Origin of the sequence: Companilactobacillus furfuricola, from assembly GCF_003946325.1 — a bacterium.
GTDB lineage: Bacteria > Bacillota > Bacilli > Lactobacillales > Lactobacillaceae > Companilactobacillus > Companilactobacillus furfuricola.
Genome location: NZ_RHNT01000001.1, coordinates 19,088 through 36,491 on the forward strand (window position 1 = coordinate 19,088; position 17,404 = coordinate 36,491).

16 protein-coding genes are annotated in these 17,404 nt (G+C 37.5%); 15 read left to right on the forward strand and 1 reads right to left on the reverse strand.

What is annotated here, in order from left to right; genetic code table 11:
- The first annotated feature begins 153 nt into the window (after positions 1-153).
- The 8 genes from EKM78_RS00090 (at position 154) to holA (ending at position 7,639) form a co-directional block, all read left to right on the forward strand.
- Positions 154-1,329 carry an FtsW/RodA/SpoVE family cell cycle protein gene (locus EKM78_RS00090; RefSeq protein ID WP_125767744.1) on the forward strand — a complete coding sequence of 392 codons (1,176 nt, stop codon included), beginning with the start codon at positions 154-156 and terminating at the stop codon, positions 1,327-1,329.
- Between the two features lie 4 nt (positions 1,330-1,333).
- Positions 1,334-1,606: a DUF2129 domain-containing protein gene (locus EKM78_RS00095; RefSeq protein WP_125767746.1), complete on the forward strand. Its 273-nt coding sequence runs from the start codon at positions 1,334-1,336 to the stop codon at positions 1,604-1,606.
- Positions 1,603-2,157, forward strand: a complete 555-nt coding sequence (rsmD, locus tag EKM78_RS00100; RefSeq protein WP_125767748.1) for a 16S rRNA (guanine(966)-N(2))-methyltransferase RsmD — start codon at positions 1,603-1,605, stop codon at positions 2,155-2,157. Before EKM78_RS00095 ends, rsmD begins: the two co-directional genes overlap by 4 nt.
- The gene (gene coaD, locus EKM78_RS00105) at positions 2,157-2,651 is read left to right on the forward strand and encodes a pantetheine-phosphate adenylyltransferase (RefSeq protein WP_125767749.1); all 495 of its coding nucleotides are present in this window, start codon (positions 2,157-2,159) and stop codon (positions 2,649-2,651) included. The genes rsmD and coaD overlap by 1 nt, the downstream gene beginning before the upstream one ends.
- A 4-nt stretch (positions 2,652-2,655) precedes the next feature.
- Positions 2,656-3,696, forward strand: coding sequence for a SepM family pheromone-processing serine protease (locus EKM78_RS00110; RefSeq protein ID WP_125767751.1), 1,041 nt, complete (start codon positions 2,656-2,658; stop codon positions 3,694-3,696).
- Positions 3,697-3,759: 63 nt separating this feature from the next.
- On the forward strand, positions 3,760-4,383 hold the full coding sequence (locus EKM78_RS00115) for a helix-hairpin-helix domain-containing protein (RefSeq protein WP_125767753.1): 624 nt from the start codon (positions 3,760-3,762) through the stop codon (positions 4,381-4,383).
- The gene (locus EKM78_RS00120) at positions 4,383-6,620 is read left to right on the forward strand and encodes a DNA internalization-related competence protein ComEC/Rec2 (protein WP_125767755.1); all 2,238 of its coding nucleotides are present in this window, start codon (positions 4,383-4,385) and stop codon (positions 6,618-6,620) included. The genes EKM78_RS00115 and EKM78_RS00120 overlap by 1 nt, the downstream gene beginning before the upstream one ends.
- Positions 6,621-6,625: 5 nt before the next feature.
- Positions 6,626-7,639 carry a DNA polymerase III subunit delta gene (gene holA, locus EKM78_RS00125; protein WP_125767757.1) on the forward strand — a complete coding sequence of 338 codons (1,014 nt, stop codon included), beginning with the start codon at positions 6,626-6,628 and terminating at the stop codon, positions 7,637-7,639.
- 118 nt (positions 7,640-7,757) lie between these two features.
- On the opposite strand, the gene rpsT is transcribed toward holA, so the two are convergent.
- The gene (gene rpsT, locus EKM78_RS00130; protein WP_125767759.1) at positions 7,758-8,009 is read right to left on the reverse strand and encodes a 30S ribosomal protein S20; all 252 of its coding nucleotides are present in this window, start codon (positions 8,007-8,009) and stop codon (positions 7,758-7,760) included.
- 214 nt (positions 8,010-8,223) lie between these two features.
- On the opposite strand from rpsT, the gene rpsO reads away from it, so the two are divergent.
- The 7 genes from rpsO to yihA all read left to right on the forward strand — a co-directional run bounded on the left by rpsO (position 8,224) and on the right by yihA (position 17,156).
- Positions 8,224-8,493 carry a 30S ribosomal protein S15 gene (gene rpsO / locus EKM78_RS00135; RefSeq protein WP_125767761.1) on the forward strand — a complete coding sequence of 90 codons (270 nt, stop codon included), beginning with the start codon at positions 8,224-8,226 and terminating at the stop codon, positions 8,491-8,493.
- A 990-nt stretch (positions 8,494-9,483) separates the two neighbouring features.
- Positions 9,484-11,181 carry a ribonuclease J gene (locus EKM78_RS00140; protein WP_125767763.1) on the forward strand — a complete coding sequence of 566 codons (1,698 nt, stop codon included), beginning with the start codon at positions 9,484-9,486 and terminating at the stop codon, positions 11,179-11,181.
- Between the two features lie 39 nt (positions 11,182-11,220).
- Positions 11,221-12,171 (forward strand): tetratricopeptide repeat protein, encoded by a 951-nt coding sequence (locus EKM78_RS00145; RefSeq protein ID WP_125767765.1) that lies wholly within the window; start codon positions 11,221-11,223, stop codon positions 12,169-12,171.
- Between the two features lie 200 nt (positions 12,172-12,371).
- Positions 12,372-13,562, forward strand: a complete 1,191-nt coding sequence (gene tuf, locus EKM78_RS00150; protein ID WP_125767767.1) for an elongation factor Tu — start codon at positions 12,372-12,374, stop codon at positions 13,560-13,562.
- A 174-nt stretch (positions 13,563-13,736) separates the two neighbouring features.
- Positions 13,737-15,023 (forward strand): trigger factor, encoded by a 1,287-nt coding sequence (tig, locus tag EKM78_RS00155; protein ID WP_125767769.1) that lies wholly within the window; start codon positions 13,737-13,739, stop codon positions 15,021-15,023.
- A 244-nt stretch (positions 15,024-15,267) separates the two neighbouring features.
- On the forward strand, positions 15,268-16,515 hold the full coding sequence (gene clpX, locus EKM78_RS00160) for an ATP-dependent Clp protease ATP-binding subunit ClpX (protein WP_125767771.1): 1,248 nt from the start codon (positions 15,268-15,270) through the stop codon (positions 16,513-16,515).
- A 56-nt stretch (positions 16,516-16,571) separates the two neighbouring features.
- Positions 16,572-17,156 (forward strand): ribosome biogenesis GTP-binding protein YihA/YsxC, encoded by a 585-nt coding sequence (yihA, locus tag EKM78_RS00165; RefSeq protein WP_125767773.1) that lies wholly within the window; start codon positions 16,572-16,574, stop codon positions 17,154-17,156.
- Positions 17,157-17,404: the final 248 nt, after the last annotated feature.

The window sequence follows — 17,404 nt, forward strand, 5'->3', positions numbered from 1 at the left end:
CGTTGATCAAGAATTGATAATTGCACGATAGATGGTATTTCTTTATCATTAATAAGTGAGCTTATTTTAATTACAGTTTGATAGTTCATCCTAGTTTCCAACAAGATATTGTTTGGTGGTATAATCTTATTATTAGATTTTGGGAGTTTTAACGTGAAAAAAATAAAACTGATCGATTTATGGATCGTAATTCCATATATCGTTTTGCTAGGGATCGGCGTGGTAATGGTATACTCGGCCAGTTTCTACAATTCGTTAGTACATGGTGGTAATACTACCTCATATTTGATTAAACAAGCGATTTTTGCTCTCGTTGGGCTAGGTATTTGTTATTTAGTTTTTATGTTAAAAGAACAAATATTAAAGAGTCGTGGTGTACTTAGTTTTCTTGGGATCATCACCTGGGGTTCTTTGTTATTCCTAATTGTCAAAGGATTCGTCAGTCCTAGTAGTAGGGTCAATGGTGCTTCGGGATGGATCGATCTTAAGTTTTTCAACTTTCAACCGCTGGAACTAGCTAAGATCGTTTTTATTTTATATTTAGCTTTAGTTTTGACTTCTAAGAAGGATCGTCTTAATGAGATGACTGTTGGAGGGATGTATCGGGACAACAAAGCTCAGTTGTTTTTCCTCGGTTCGATCATCTTGATGGTCGCAGCTCAACCTGATATTGGTGGTGCTTTGATTTTAGCAGTCCTCTGTATTGTTTTGATCTCGGCTTCATCGATCCCTAGTAGAATGATGATCATTATGGATTCATTGATCGTTGTAACGGTCACTACCGCATTGATTTTGTTATTTACTTTAAAACCGCCACTATTCGTCCATAGTTATCAGTATCAGCGATTTTTAGCGATGCAACATCCCTTCCAGTTAGAAAAAGAAGCTGGTGCACAGATCGTTAATTCATTTTATGCGATCAGTAATGGGGGAGTGTTTGGTGTTGGGCTAGGAAATAGTATCCAAAAACGGGGCTATTTACCTGAACCGCATACAGACTTTATTTTATCGATCATTAGTGAGGAACTAGGTTTGATCGGCGTTGTCGTAGTACTGGGATTAATCATGGCCATGATATTACGAATGCTTTTAGTTGGATTACGGTCAAAGAATACTTATTCATCACTAGTATATTATGGTGTGGCAACTATGATGCTAACGCAGACTATTTTGAACGTAGGTGGATTGCTAGGATTCATTCCGTTGACCGGTGTTACACTCCCATTTATCAGTTATGGTGGTTCAAGTATGATAGTGCTGTCGTTAGGTTTGGGGATCGTGTTGAATCTCGAAGCATCCGAAAAATATCAATCAATTAAATCAAGGTGATTCAATGTTTAAAGAAACTCAACGTCAAGCGATGTACGTTTGGCTTTATTCAATGAAGTGGAAGAAGAAGTTGCAACATTATGGAACGATTTATTACACTTCACCCAAGATGAAATATGTAATGTTATACTTCAATTCGACACGTGCTCCAGAGGTAAAAAAGGAATTGCTTTCGAAGAAATTCGTTAAACGCATTTCTATGGCCCATCGTAAAGAATTAGATGAACATTTTGAAATGAAAGTATCGAATAAAGATACTGAGGAAGAGGAAAAATGAAAGTAATATCTGGAACATTTCGTGGCTTGAATCTCAAGCCGGTACCGGGTAAGAATACCCGACCAACTTCTGGTAAAGTAAAAGAAGCGATGTTTAGTATGATCACACCTTATTTCAATGGCGGAAATGTTTTGGATCTCTTCGCAGGTACTGGCTCATTAGGTATCGAAGCTATCTCTCGTGGCTACGATCATGCGTATTTAGTTGATAAAGCATACAAAGCCGTCAATATTATCAAAGAAAATGTCGAGAAGACCAAAAGTGAAGCTGAATTCACTATTTTAAAAATGGCTGCAACTGAGGCTCTTAATAAGTTCGTTGACGACCAAGTCCAGTTTGGACTAGTCTTTCTTGATCCTCCATACCGAATGAAGATCACTGAGACGTTGATCAAAGATATGATCGACCACGGATTGTTGGTAGATGGAGCAATAATTGTGGATGAAACTGATTACGAGATCGATCTCAGTAGTTTGACGTCATTACGATTGATCAAGCAAAAAGATTATAAAGATACCCAAGTTGCACTTTACCAATATGGAGGTAAATAATGTCAGAGAAAATCGGACTTTATGCAGGTAGTTTTGATCCTATTACTAATGGACATATTGATATTATTCGGCGGGCCGCTAAACTTTTTGATAAATTGATCGTTGCACCTATGACGAATACATCAAAAAAATACTTATTTTCGTATGAAGAAAAAAAGTCCTTTATCGAAGATGAAGTGTCAGACTTAAAGAATGTCATCGTAGTCGATGGAGAAAACATGTTATCGACAGAGCTAGCAAAGAAACATCATGCAACATTTTTAGTAAGATCGATGCGTAATGCTGATGATTTTGGCTATGAGTCGGGAGTATCTTCCATCAACAAAGCACTAGATGAAGATATCGAAACAGTATTTTTGATATCTGATAGTAAGTACAGTACAATTTCTTCGTCAATGATCAAAGAAGTTGCTAAATTCAATGGCAATATTTCTAAATTCGTACCAAGTTCGGTAGCTCCTGAATTGATAAAACGATTGCAGAAGGGAAATTAAACGCTTGAAATTCAATAAATCCAGAAATAAGCTACTTGGCGGGATTTTTCTATTTATACTGGTATTGTTATTTTTCTTTTTACCAACAAATTACTTCTTAGAAGTTCCCGGTAGTGCGGAATCTACTGCTCAGTATGTCAAGGTTGACGGTAAACAAGATAAATCCAAAGGAAACCTGTTGTTGACGACTGTTGGTATTGAACAGGCGACACCATTTTTGTTAGTAAAATCGTTGGGGAATGATTTTGAGACGATCTATCCTCGTGAAGAGCTGATGGGTGATGAAAGTACTAGTCAATACTTTCAGGTGCAACAATACTACATGAGATCAGCTACTAACAGTGCTATCCAGGCAGCATATGATAAAGCTAAGAAGCCCTTTAAGAAAGTATACAAAGGTGTTTACGTTATGGAGCTGATGGATAATTCAGACTTCAAAGGTAAACTGAGTGTTGGAGATACGATTCATTCTATCAATGGCTACAAGTTTAAGAGTTCGACGCAATTCATCAATTACGTTAAGAAATTGGACAAGGATGCAAAAGTGACGATCGACTTTTTGCATAACGGTAAACAGAAATCGGCCACGGGTAGTTTAGTCAAGCTTGAGCAAACTAAACGTTACGGACTAGGTATCACTTTGATCGACGATACTGTGGCTACTGGTACTCCTAAGGCTTCGATCGATGCCGGCGATATTGGTGGTCCTTCTGCTGGATTGATGTTCACATTGCAAGTATATTCTCAAGTGGCACACAAAGATCTAAAGCAAGGTCGTACAATTGCCGGGACCGGCACGATCAGTCCTGATGGAACAGTTGGACCGATCGGAGGGATAGATAAGAAAGTAGTCGCTGCTTCTGCAGAAGGGGCCACGATTTTCTTTGCGCCAGATGATCCAGTTACTAAGGAGATCAAGAAGTATGATCCAAATTACGTCAATAATTATCATTTAGCCAAAAAAGCTGCTAAGAAGATCAATACAAAGATGAAGATCGTACCAGTCAAAACTTTAGACGATGCGATCAACTATCTTAATAAATAAGTCATTTTCACATTCGACGTGAGAATGGCTTTTTTTTGCGTACTTTAGTTTGAGGTGATAATAATGGATAATATTTTGGAAAAAATCAAACAGTTCAAATTTGCTATTCTGGCGCTTGTGCTGCTACTGAGTGGGATATTTATTTATCATAGTATGCAGGCTCATCAAGCTATTAATAACAATAATGTTGTGCACTCTGAAAAAGTCAGTCAGAAGACTGCTAACAGAGAAAAACATCCAGAAGGTCGAGCTTCTAGCAAAGAAGTGGTCGTTGATATTCAAGGTGCAGTCAATAAACCTGGTGTCTATCATATGAAAGATAAATCAATCGTTTTTGATGTCATTCAAACTGCTGGTGGTATGAAAGATGATGCGGATGTCAAACAAATAAATCGTGCTCAGAAATTAACTGATGCAATGCAGATCTATGTGCCTAGAGTTGGTGAAATAAAGACGGTGTCGTCTAATAAATCTGCGGACAAAGGTGCTAATAACTCTGTCGTTAATTTGAATTCGGCTGTGGTTGAAGATTTTAAAGATGTCAAAGGGATCGGACCTAAAAAGGCTGAGAAAATAATTGCTTATCGAGAGAAAAATGGGCCATTTCAAAAAATTGACGATCTTTCTAAAGTTGGGGGATTTGGTCCGAAGACAATTGATTCTTTGCGTGATTCATTAACTGTCTGATGCGCGATAAGTTAGTATTTTTTGCGATCATTGCCAGTGGGATGTCTTTTTTAATATTTACGCAACACATTTTTTTAAGTAGTTTGATTTTGTTGGCTTTCTTTATCAGGATCTATTATTTGAAAAATTTGCCCATGATGATCGGAACAATAGTTATCGCTATCTGTTTTGGGAGCTTCTTTTTTATAGCAGAGCAAAAAATTGAGCATCCAGAGGTCAGCCGATCACTTAAAACAGCCAGTATTTATCCGGATGAGATCCATGTTGAGGGCGATAGTTTGAGTGGCCAATTAATTTCTAATGGTAAACGTTATCAATTTTTTTCGAGGATCAAAGATCAAAGGACGCAAAAATTTTGGCAAAACTTAGAGCATCCTATTGATTGTCAGATCGGTAATGGTGGAATTGATTTTGTTAGGGGTCCACGCAATCCTGGTGAGTTTGATTTTAAGCGATATCTTAATCATCGCGGCATTTTTGAGATGGTCAAGGCCAAAGATATTAAATCGATAACACGCCATCGGGCTTCAAACATCGCTGATCAGATCCACTTGGCTAAGATCGATTTTTTGAACTATCTGGGACATTTACCTAAGTGGCTCAAGATCCATGCTCAAGGATTATTAGTTGGTTATACTAGTCAAGATGCGCGCTTGCTGTATCAAACTTTGAGTGTGCTCGGGGTGATCCATTTATTTAGTTTATCGGGGCTGCACGTCTTTATCTTGATCACGGTGTTGTATAAAATGAGTTCATTTTTGCGAATACCTAAGGAGTGGATCGATTGGCTTTTGCTAGGGATACTGCCGCTGTATGGTGCTTTTGTCGGGTTAAAGACCGGGATCAGTCGAGCGATAGTCCTGGCTTTATTAGTGATCATATTTAATAAATTGAAGATCAAAATCACTGGGCTAGATTTATTTAGTATTACTGTAATGATCTGCCTGCTGCTCGATCCTTTTTGTTTGATCGAGATGGGAGGCCAACTAAGTTTTGTTTTGTCAGGGGCTTTATTGTTTTTGAAGTCAACAAAGCTTATCTTGACGACTGTCAAAATGAATTTGTTGAGTTTACCGATCATTGTTTTTAATGCTTTTCAACTGAATCTGTTGATCATCTTGATGAATTTGATCTTTGTTCCGATATTTAATTACTTGATCATTCCAACAGTAGTCGTATCGACCTTGTTCTTGAATTATTTTCCTGGGATGTGGCAAATCATTAATCAAGTATTTGATAGTATGTATAATATTTTAGATGGTCTGGCAAAAATGTCTCAATTAAATGTGATCGTGGGAAAATTTCCAGTTATTTCTATATTATTGTTAGTTTATTTGGCACTGTTTAATATTGAGCATCCAAAGTTACTCAATTCGTATTTTTATAAGTATCTGCTAATTTTTGCTGTTTCATTAGTTTTCGTAAAAGTGCCGCTCTTTGGTAGTGTTTCGATTATTGATGTCGGGCAGGGGGATAGTATTCTAGTTACTACTCCTTTGATTCGCAAAGTAATTTTGATCGATACTGGGGGGATGCTGACTTTTCCTAAGCAACCTTGGCAAAAGAAAAAGATAGTGACTCAAGTAGAAAAATCAACAATACCATATTTGAAATCGCTGGGGGTTAGTCAAATAGATCAAGTGTTCTTGTCTCACAAGGATTCTGATCATATCGGTAATATCGAAACTTTATTAGCCAAATTTCCGGTTGCACAAGTAAATTTTGGGATCGGTTTGGAGCAAAATAAACAGATCAGTGATTTGGTCAAAGATAATCCGCACACCATTTTTACTCACTTGAAACAGGGGGATAATTTTTCGACTTGGCCGATCAACTGGCAAGTTCTTTGGCCGAAAAAAGTTAGTATTGGTGAAAACCAAGACTCATTGACACTTTTAGCGCACATTGGTCAAACTAATTGGTTATTTACTGGTGATCTCGATCAATCTAGTGAGAAAAAGATCTTACAGGATCATTCATTTAAGGTGGATATGTTAAAAGCCGGCCATCATGGATCTAAAACTTCAACTAGTAATGAGCTACTAGATAAAACTAAGCCGGATCTGGCTTTGATTTCAGCAGGTATTAATAATCGTTACGGACATCCAAATAAAGAAACTATCCAACGACTTGATGACCACCGAATACCACATCTTAATACGGCAGATTATGGTATGATTACTTGGTACTATTTTCCATTTAGTAACTATCAGAAGTTAGAGACTTTTTTAAGGTGAAGTAATTGAAGATAAATGAACTAAAAAAACAACTAAATGCTGGTAAAATCGATAATGTCTATTATGTTACTGGGCAAGAGACAGCATTTATTCAATCAGTCCAAAAGCTTTTCAAAGCGTTATTAACTCCCGAAGAAGCGGAGATGAATTTTGCTAGTTTTGACTTAACGAATGTTTCTTTGGAAGATATGATCGGTGAAGCCATTTCCGCACCGTTTTTTGGGGAACGTCGTCTCGTATTTGCCGAAGATCCTTACTTTTTGACTGGTGAAAAGATCAAGCATTCAGTTGAACAAAATGTTGATTTGCTAGTCGAATATTTAAAAGATCCAGCTCCATCTACTATTTTGGTAATTTTTGCTACTTATGAGAAGTTGGATCAACGAAAGAAAATTACTAAGCAGTTGAAGAAAACTGCCACAGAAATCGATGCCGGTAAATTAGACAGTCATTTATTGGCTAAAGCATTGTCTAAGCAGTTAAATGATGAGGGATTTAATATAGATCAAGGTGCAATGGAATTGTTGGTCAATAAAACCAAGGGCAGCTATTCGCTAGCATTGAATCAATTAGATAAGTTAAAACTTTATGCGATGAAAACTAAAATGATCGATAGTCAAGCTGTAAATGAACTAGTTCCACAAAGCTTGGATGATAATGTGTTTGATTTAATGAATCAAATTCTCAATCGCAATATTTACCAGGCAGAAGAACTGTATCATCAATTTTCACTTCAGAAGATCGATCCAATTTTACTAACGGCTATTTTTACGTCGCAGTTAAGGTCTTTGATCCAAACGAAGATTTTAAGCAAAAAGGGTTTGAGTGAAGCAACCATTGCCAAACAATTGAAGATCCATCCTTATCGGGTGAAAATGTCACTCAAACAATCTCGTAATTTGAAACTTTCGTCATTGTCTAAGATGTTTCAAGAGATTGTCGATCTAGATTTTCAAGTTAAATCAGGGCAGGGTGATAAGGAACTGTTGTTTGATCTATTCATTGCTAAATTTGCTTAATTATTTGTGTTTTGAGCAACATAAAAAGAGGTCAAGATGTCTGTCTTGGCCTCTTTTTGTATTAGCGATTGAAATTTTGGGTAAAAAAAATAAGCAACCTGAGTTGCTTAAGAAATTTTTATTTAAGTTTCTTTGAAAGACGTGACTTGTCACGTGCAGCTTTATTTGCTTTGATCAAGCCTTTTGATTTGGCCATGTCAATTGCGCGAGCAGCGTTCTTGTATGAAGCTTCTTTGTTATCACCATTGTTTGCAACAACTGTTTCGAAGTCCTTGATTGCAGAACGCATAGCACTTCTTTGTGAATTGTTGCGAAGGTTAGCTTTTTCGGCAGTCTTTACACGTTTGATAGCTGATTTGATTTGTGGCATTGATTTCACCTCCGATTAATTGTTTGTTATAAACACAATACGCATATTATACCTAACGTTTATCGTCATTGCAATGCATTGTTCTAAAAAAACTTCACTTGAAAAAAATGCATTTATATAGTAACCTTAATAGCTGTGTTAACCGTTGCTCTGTTGAACGAATCACCAACGTTCTGCATAGTACGGCTAAATTATAAAGGAAAAGGTGAAAAGCATGGCTATTTCAAAAGAGAAAAAGAACGAAATTATCAAACAATACGCTCGTAAAGATGGAGACACAGGTTCTCCAGAAGTTCAAGTTGCTGTTTTAACTTATGACATCAACGCTTTGAACGAACATTTGAAGGCTAACAAGAAAGACCACCATTCATATGTTGGTTTGTTGAAGAAGATCGGTCACCGTCGTAACTTGTTATCATACTTGAGAAACAAGGATGTTCAACGTTACCGTGAGTTGATCAAGTCACTTGGTTTGCGTCGTTAATATTTGGATATTTATGGACTCCCATTTTGTTGGGGGTCTTTTTTTGTCTAGATGTAAGAGAGCTATGGCAGACAGAAGCGTTTTATTTTGCTGGAGGTTGATAGTTTGTTTGGTTAGCTGGGATGGAGGTAGTATTTTGGTGCTACGTTCAATGCCGACTCCGGGGCCCGGGGATACAGACGCTGGAACGTACCCGACGCGATTTTGAGCTACCTGGGAAATTCGCCCAGGCATCTCAAAACTCGGTCTTCCTCTAAGCTCCTTCGTCGCCAAGAGGAATTTGGGTACTGAGGTCTGTATCCCCGGGCCCCTCCGTCTAGATGGAGACAATATCCCCCCTTTTTGGTGAGATTTACCGATTTATTTTGTACAAATTGGCACTTTTTGCTCGTCCTATTTCTCACATGTCTATCTCAGGATTTATCTATTCTGGTGGGGAGTAGGAGCTTCCTTTTCCTGTTAGGATATGTTCTCTTTCTAGATTACTGACTCTTTGCTCGGTTCGCGGGACTTTGCTCCGCTCATTTTGTTTCCTGACTTACATTGCTGTTGTAATTTTTCATTATTTCTTGGTTAGATAAGAAGAAGTATATGTTTGCTTCCTTTGCTTTCGCTTCATGCTCGCGTACTCGTTCCTCATGCTCTTGCTTGATTCTGAATTTTTCTTTCTGGTCTATCTATTTATTTCTTGCTCGCGCTCTCGTTCCTCGTGCTCTTGCTTGGCTTTTTCTCTTTTTTCTTATTTTTAAGCCTGCCTCACCAATTATTTTTTCCTTTCATTGATTTGAATTTGCTTTTGAATTTTAATCAAAATTTTTGCATGATTCTTTTTTATCTCTTATATGGTCTCTGGACAGGCTCTTGTTTTATTCTTCTATTACATTGTGATAAAATGAAAATCAGGTATAGCTCAAGTAGTCCACTTTGGACTTAAAATAACGCAATTTACATTGTGATCTATGCTATTTTTATGAAATGAGAGATGAAAATATGAGCCAGAAAATTAAAATAATGATTCTTAGTGGTGTTCGTGAAACCGGTAAGAATATGTATGCTGTTGAAGTGAATGACGAGATTTTTATTTTGGATATTGGTTTGCAGTATCCTGATAACGATTTGTATGGTATTGATGTTGTTGTTCCTGATATGACTTATTTGAAGGACAATATTGATAAAGTTGTTGGTATTTTCTTGTCACACGGACATGCTGATGCTATTGGTGCTTTGCCTTATTTGGTGGGGGATTATGATATTCCTGTCTTTGGTGCCAAGATGACGATCGAACTTGCTAAGATCGTTTGTTCTAACGATAAGCGGAGTAAGAAGTTTAATAATTTCCATGTTATTGATGAGAAGACTGCGATCGACTTTAATGAAGCTACGGTTTCATTTTTTAAGACTACGCACTCTGTGCCAGATTCATTAGGAACTGTTATTAAGACTCAAGAAGGTTCTATTGTCTATACTGGTGATTTTAAATTTGATCAAGCTGCTTTGCCATTGTATAAGACTGATCTGGGTCGGATCGCTGAGATCGGTAATGATAATGTTATTGCTTTGCTGAGTGATTCTGCTAATGCGGAATCTCCATATGAGAATTCAAATGAAACGGATATTTATGATTATATCTTGGATACTTTTATGTATCATGATGGTCGGATCATTGTTGCACAGGTTGCTTCCAATATTCAGAGAATGCAACAGATCTTAGATGCCTCAGAAAAGACTCATCGTCGTGTTTATTTATCGGGAATGGATGCTGAAAAGATCCTGAAGACGGCTATGAAGTTGGGTTACTTGGAAATTGATGATAAGGAATTATTAGTCACTAACAAGGAACTTAGCAAGGTCGATCCAAAGGATCTTGTGATCATTGAAACTGGAAAAATGGGCGAGCCTATTAAATTGCTACAAAAAATGGCTAATCCAGCTACTAAGACCAAATTTAACGTTGAAAAAGGCGATTTAGTCTTTATTGCTACAACTCCATCACATTCACTTGATACTACTTTTGCTAAGACACGTGACATGATCTATCGGACAGATGCCGAAGTGAAGGCTTTGGGTGATGATATGCATCCTTCTGGTAATGCCAATAAGCGTGATCTACAACTGATGATCAATTTATTGAAACCAAAGAATTTGATCCCTGTTCAAGGTGAATACCGACTTTTAGATTCGCATGCACGCATTGCCCACGAAACTGGTCTACCTTATCAAAATATCTTTTTGACTAAAAAAGGTGACGTATTAAACTATGAAAATGGTCAATTTTATATCGGTAAGGGTATCGATGCGGGAGATACTATGATCGATGGTATCGGTATTGGTGATATTGGAAGTATCGTACTACGTGACCGTGAATTGTTGGCTGAAGATGGTGTGTTTATCGCGGTAGCTACTATCGACCGTAAGAAGAAAAAGGTAGTTGCTAAACCAAAGATCACCGCACGTGGATTCGTTTATATGAGAACTAGCCGTGACTTGCTCAGCGAGAGTTCTGATTTAATCGTTAAAGAGATCACTGATTATTTACAAAACAGTAAAGACTTTGATTGGTCTGACTTGAAACAAGGAGTTCGTGATAAGTTAAATCATTTCTTATATGAACAAACTAATCGTCACCCAGTTATTTTGCCGGTGATCATGGAAGTTAACCAAAATAGACATCGTAAGGCAAAGAAATAGACCGTCAATGAACGGTCTTTTATTATAACGAGGTAGAAAATGGATGAATCAAACAACTTAAAAAGGATTTTAGAACAAGCTGACGATGCCTTTGAAAAGGGAGATTGGGAAGATGCAATCGATCTGTATTCGCAAGCGTACAGTATCAAGCAGACGTTCTCGATCAATCAAGGTCTAGCTTCCGCACTTTTGAATCAAAAGAATGCTGATCAAGCTGAAGCAGTCATCCTAGACTATTTCAACTATTATTTGAGCGATCCTGAAGCTGCTAAGCTAGCAGTAGATATCGTCGTTGAAAATAATGATTATTTGCTAGCAAATCAGATGCTTCATTTTTATGAAGAAAACAAACTATCAACGATCAAACAAGAATTCATTGATGACTTTAAAGCGCGGGTGAAATTATCAGAAGAACGACACAATCGTTCATTCAAACCAAAAATGTCGAAAATAATCAAAGAATTGAACTCGATCGTCACTATGAGCGTTGTTGATCAGATCCAATTGATCAGATCTTTACGTGAATTCGATCGAGATCATTATTTACAATGCGTTAAGATATTGTTAGAGAACCCGTTATTGCATCCACTGTTGAAAAGTGAAGTGCTGGAGAATGTCTTTAAGTTAGGTACGACTGAAAAATTGCAAATTTCATTTTATGGTGAAAACAAAGTAGTGGACCCAACTAAGCTTAAGCCTATCATGTCAACGGATGTATACTTGGAAATGTGCGATGAACTTGAAAAGATCTTAGTTGATACTGAAAATCAAGTTCAGCTTGAAAACTTGAGAAGCGAGTTATCCTTGTACGCCGCATTGGTTTATCCTTTTGGTTCTGAAATAATAAAAACGCCAATACTATGGACAAAAGTGTTCCTGTTGCGGTATGGTTTATTGGACGAATCACAAGTAGGAGATAGTTTAGAACGTAAAGAAGTCGACAACTGGATCGAACGATTTGATTCGTTAATAAACTCTTTTCAACAATAATTAAGAGTTTTTGCAAAAAGGGTGTTTACAATTCAAAACTCGCCCAGTATAATCCAAAGAGTATATTTTTAGTTGGTGATTTGAGCTGAATACCTTTGCTTTCACCTCTGAAAGTAGTATAATTTTTCAGTAAAGAGCCGTCTAGAGAACATTTTCTTTGGATAATCTTATGAAATGAAATTTTAGGAGGATTCTTTGTAATGGCAGAAAAAGAACATTATGAGAGAACTAAGCCCCATGTAAATATTGGGACAATTGGTCACGTTGACCACGGTAAAACAACACTTACAGCCGCAATTACAAAGGTTTTAGCTGACAAAGGTTTAGCTAAAGCTGAAGATTACGCTGATATTGATAAGGCCCCAGAAGAAAAAGAACGTGGGATCACAATCAATACTGCTCACGTTGAGTATGAAACTGATAAGCGTCACTATGCACATATTGATGCTCCAGGACATGCTGACTACGTTAAGAATATGATCACTGGTGCTGCTCAAATGGATGGTGCTATCCTTGTTGTTGCTGCTACTGATGGTCCTATGCCACAAACACGTGAACATATCTTGCTTGCTCACCAAGTTGGTGTTGAATACATCGTTGTCTTCTTAAACAAGACTGACCTTGTTGATGACCCTGAATTGGTTGACTTGGTTGAGATGGAAGTTCGTGAATTACTTTCAGAATACGATTACCCAGGGGATGACATTCCTGTAGTCCGTGGTTCAGCTTTGAAAGCTCTTGAAGGTGATGCAGAACAAATCAAGAATATCGAAGAATTGCTTGATATTATTGACGAATACATCCCAACACCAAAACGTGAAAACGACAAGCCTTTCTTGATGCCTGTTGAAGACGTATTTACAATCACAGGACGTGGTACTGTTGCTTCTGGTCGTATCGACCGTGGTGAAGTTAAAGTCGGTGATGAAGTTGAAATCGTTGGTTTGAAGGAAGATATCGAAAAGACAACTGTTACAGGTCTTGAAATGTTCCGTAAGACATTGGATCTTGGTGAAGCTGGAGATAACGTTGGTGCACTTCTACGTGGTATCAACCGTGATCAAATCGAACGTGGACAAGTTCTTGCTAAGCCAGGTTCAATCCAAACACATACAAAATTCAAGGGTGAAGTTTATATCTTGACAAAAGAAGAAGGTGGACGTCATACTCCATTCTTCTCAAACTATCGTCCTCAATTCTACTTCCATACAACTGATGTTACAGGTGTTATCGAATTGCCAGATGGCGTTGAAATGGTTATGCCTGGTGACCAAGTTACATTTGAAGTTGACTTGATCGCTCCAGTTGCTATTGAAGAAGGTACAAGATTTACTGTTCGTGAAGGTGGCCGTACTGTTGGTGCCGGAGTCGTTACAGAAATCATGGACTAATCTGAGATTAAACTTGTATTTTAAAAAGACGAGACTTTAGTCTCGTCTTTTTTTTACGATAAAAATCTTAAAAAATGGACCCAAAACTCACGAATATACCCTAAAATATTTACAAGATAGGCTTTTTAGGGTAACATTACAAAGTATGAGATCGTGAAATACCGGAGGGATAAAATGTCTGCTAAGGCTAAATTTACAAAAAAAGAAAAAAATACAGGTGAATTAAAATTTGAAATTGACCAAGACACTATCAAGCAAGGATTAGACACTGCTTTTAACCGTGTTAAGAAGAGCTTGAACGTTCCTGGCTTTAGAAAAGGAAAAGTTCCTCGTCAAATTTTCAACCGTATGTATGGTGAAGAAGCTCTTTATGAAGATGCTTTGAATGCTGTATTACCAACAGCTTACGAAAAGGCTGTTAATGAAGCAAAGGTTGATCCTGTTGATCAACCACAAATTTCTGTTAAATCAATGGAAAAGGGCCAACCTTGGGCAATTTCGGCTACAATTACTGTTAAGCCAGAAGTTGAACTTGGTGACTACACAGGAATTGAAGTTAAAAAACAAAAACGTAACGTTTTGAAGGCTGATACTGAGAAGAGACTTGAAGAATTACAAAAGCAACAAGCTGAATTAGTTCTTAAAGATGGTAAGGCTGAAGAAGGCGACACAGTTGTTATCGACTACGTTGGTACAGTTGATGGCAAAGAATTTGAAGGTGGCAGCGCCCAAAACTACTCACTTGAGTTAGGTTCAAAGACATTCATTCCTGGCTTTGAAGATGGTTTGATCGGTGCAAGTAAGGGTGATGTTGTTGATGTTAAAGTTACATTCCCTGAAGACTACCAAGCTAAAGATCTAGCTGGTAAGGATGCTATTTTCAAGACAACTGTTCATGAAATCAAATCAAAGGAACTTCCTAAGTTAGATGACGACTTTGCTAAGGATGTTGACGAAAATGTTGACACACTTGACGACTTGAAGAAGAAGATCCACGACGAGATCAAGGAACAAAAGAAAGAAACTGCTGAAGAAAACATTCAAGAAGAAGCTATTTCTGGTGCAGTTAAGAATGCTAAGATCGACGAAATTCCTCAAGCAATGATCGACACAGAAGTTGATAACCAAATGAACCAATACTTGGCTAACTTACGTCGTCAAGGAATCGATCCTAAGTTGTACTATCAAATGACAGGTACAAACGAAGAAGATCTTAAGAAACAATTTGCTAAAGATGCTGAAGAACGTGTTAAAACTGACTTAGTTATCGAAGCAATTGTTGCTAAAGAAGATATCAAACCAACAGAAGATGAAATCAAAGACGAAATCAAGTCATTGGCTGACGAATACAACATGGATGAAAAAGCTGTTCGCGGTGCTTTAACTGATGACATGCTTGCTCATGATATTGCTGCTAAGAAGGCTATTGAATTGATCGTTGATTCAGCTGTTGAAAAATAATTAATAAATAAGAAGCTAATATGCTTCTTATTTTTTTATGGTAATGAGTTATAGGCGATAGCGGTCTTTGATCAATACGAATGGGTGTGGCCAAATTTCGCAGCCCCTTGTTCGATAATCTTAGTTGATCTTCAGCAGCTATTTGCGTCTTTGTAATCTCTGATTTGGGCTAAATACTTTACTCTTATCGCCGTCAATGCTAAGCTTTTCAAAGTATTGGAACTACTTAAGGAGAAATGAATAAATGTTTGATAGTACAGAAACTACAGGTACAATAAGTTGTTCTTTCTGCGGAAAGACACAAGATCAAGTTAAAAAGATCGTGGCTGGACCTGGTGTGTACATCTGTAACGAATGTATCGATTTATGCAAAGAAATTATCGATGAAGAGCTTGGAGAAGATACTCCATTAGATCTTGAAAACATTCCCACACCTATTGAGATCAAGAAGATCCTTGATGAATATGTAATTGGTCAGTACAATGCAAAGAGATCATTGTCGGTGGCCGTTTATAATCACTATAAACGAATTAATAAGATGGAACATTCAAAAGATGGAGAAACAGAACTCCAAAAGAGTAATATTGCTTTGATCGGTCCTACTGGTTCAGGTAAGACTTTCTTAGCTCAAACGTTGGCTCGTATTTTGAAAGTGCCATTTGCTATTGCAGACGCTACAACTTTGACTGAAGCAGGTTATGTTGGTGAAGACGTTGAAAATATTTTGCTTAAGCTTTTGCAAAATGCTGATTTTGACGTGGAGAAAGCTGAGCATGGTATCGTTTATATTGATGAGATCGATAAGATCGCTAAGAAGAGTGAAAATGTTTCGATCACACGTGACGTTTCAGGTGAAGGTGTTCAGCAAGCATTGTTGAAGATCCTTGAAGGAACAGTCGCTAGTGTGCCACCACAAGGTGGTAGAAAACACCCTCAACAAGAGTTGATCCAGATCGATACGACTAACATCCTTTTTGTCGTCGGTGGTGCTTTTGACGGTATTGAAACGATCGTAAAGAATCGTCTCGGCGATAAGACGATCGGTTTCGGTGCCGAACAACAAGAATCAATTGACGAACAAAAGAGTTTGATGCAACAGATCATTCCTGAAGACTTGATGAAATTCGGTATTATTCCTGAATTTATCGGTCGTATTCCGATCGTAACAGCATTGGATAAATTGACAGAAGATGACCTCGTTAACATCTTAACTAAGCCTAAGAATGCTCTGATCAAGCAGTATAAGGAATTGATGGGCATCGATGATGTCGATCTTGAGTTTACTGCTGGGGCACTTCAAGAAATTGCTAAGATGTCGATCGAACGAAATACTGGGGCTCGTGGATTGCGTTCAATCGTCGAAGAGACTATGTTGGATACAATGTATGAAGTGCCCGGCCGTGACGACGTCAAGGGCGTTAAAGTAACGAAAGATGCTGTTCGTAAACTGAAAAAGCCAGATCTGATCTTGAAAGATGGAAAGGTTGCCTAATGGTAGCCTTTTTTTATTGCCCGAGTGATGATAAAATAATTGCACTGAGGTGAATTATGCAAGTAAACAACGTATCGATGAATTTAAGTGCTGTAAGCTCGAAACAATATCCGGATGAAGGTTATCCGGAAATTGCTCTACTTGGTCGCTCCAATGTTGGTAAGTCATCGTTGATCAATGCTTTGATCAATCGCAAGAGTTTTGCCCGGACGTCGAGTACTCCAGGAAAGACCCAAACTTTGAATTTTTACAATATTGAAGATCTCCTATATTTAGTTGATGTTCCTGGTTATGGTTTTGCCAAAGTCTCTAAGAAGCAACGTGAAGAGTTTGGTGTCATGATCGAGGAATATTTGACGACGAGAAAAGTTCTCAAGGGTGTGATCATTTTAGTTGATGGGCGACACGCCCCTAGTGATGATGATATTTCTATGTATCAATTCGTAAGCTATTATCATTTGCCGACACTGATCGTTGCAACTAAGATGGATAAAGTGAAAAAGAATCAATGGAATAAAACAACTAGTCAAGTGAACAAAGCAATGAACATCAATCAAACTGATCAATTGCAACTTTTCAGCGCTGAGACTAAAGCCGGCAAAGAACAAGTTTGGGATTGGATCGAACAACATATGAAGTAATGTTGCAGATGGGTGTAAGAATTAGATAATAAACCGTCTATAAGTCAAAAAGGGCAAATCCGCAAGTTTGGATTTGCTTTTTTTTCGTAAATGGAAGTTTGTTAAGAATGAAAAATAGGATGAGACCCTTGAATTGTTACATTCAGGTTATTACTGTTAAACAAAATTAATTACTGCACTTAATGTTCAGTAAGTTTTGGTATAGAATGTAAGTAATTTCATTTTTATGATGAATATAATCTTTGAAT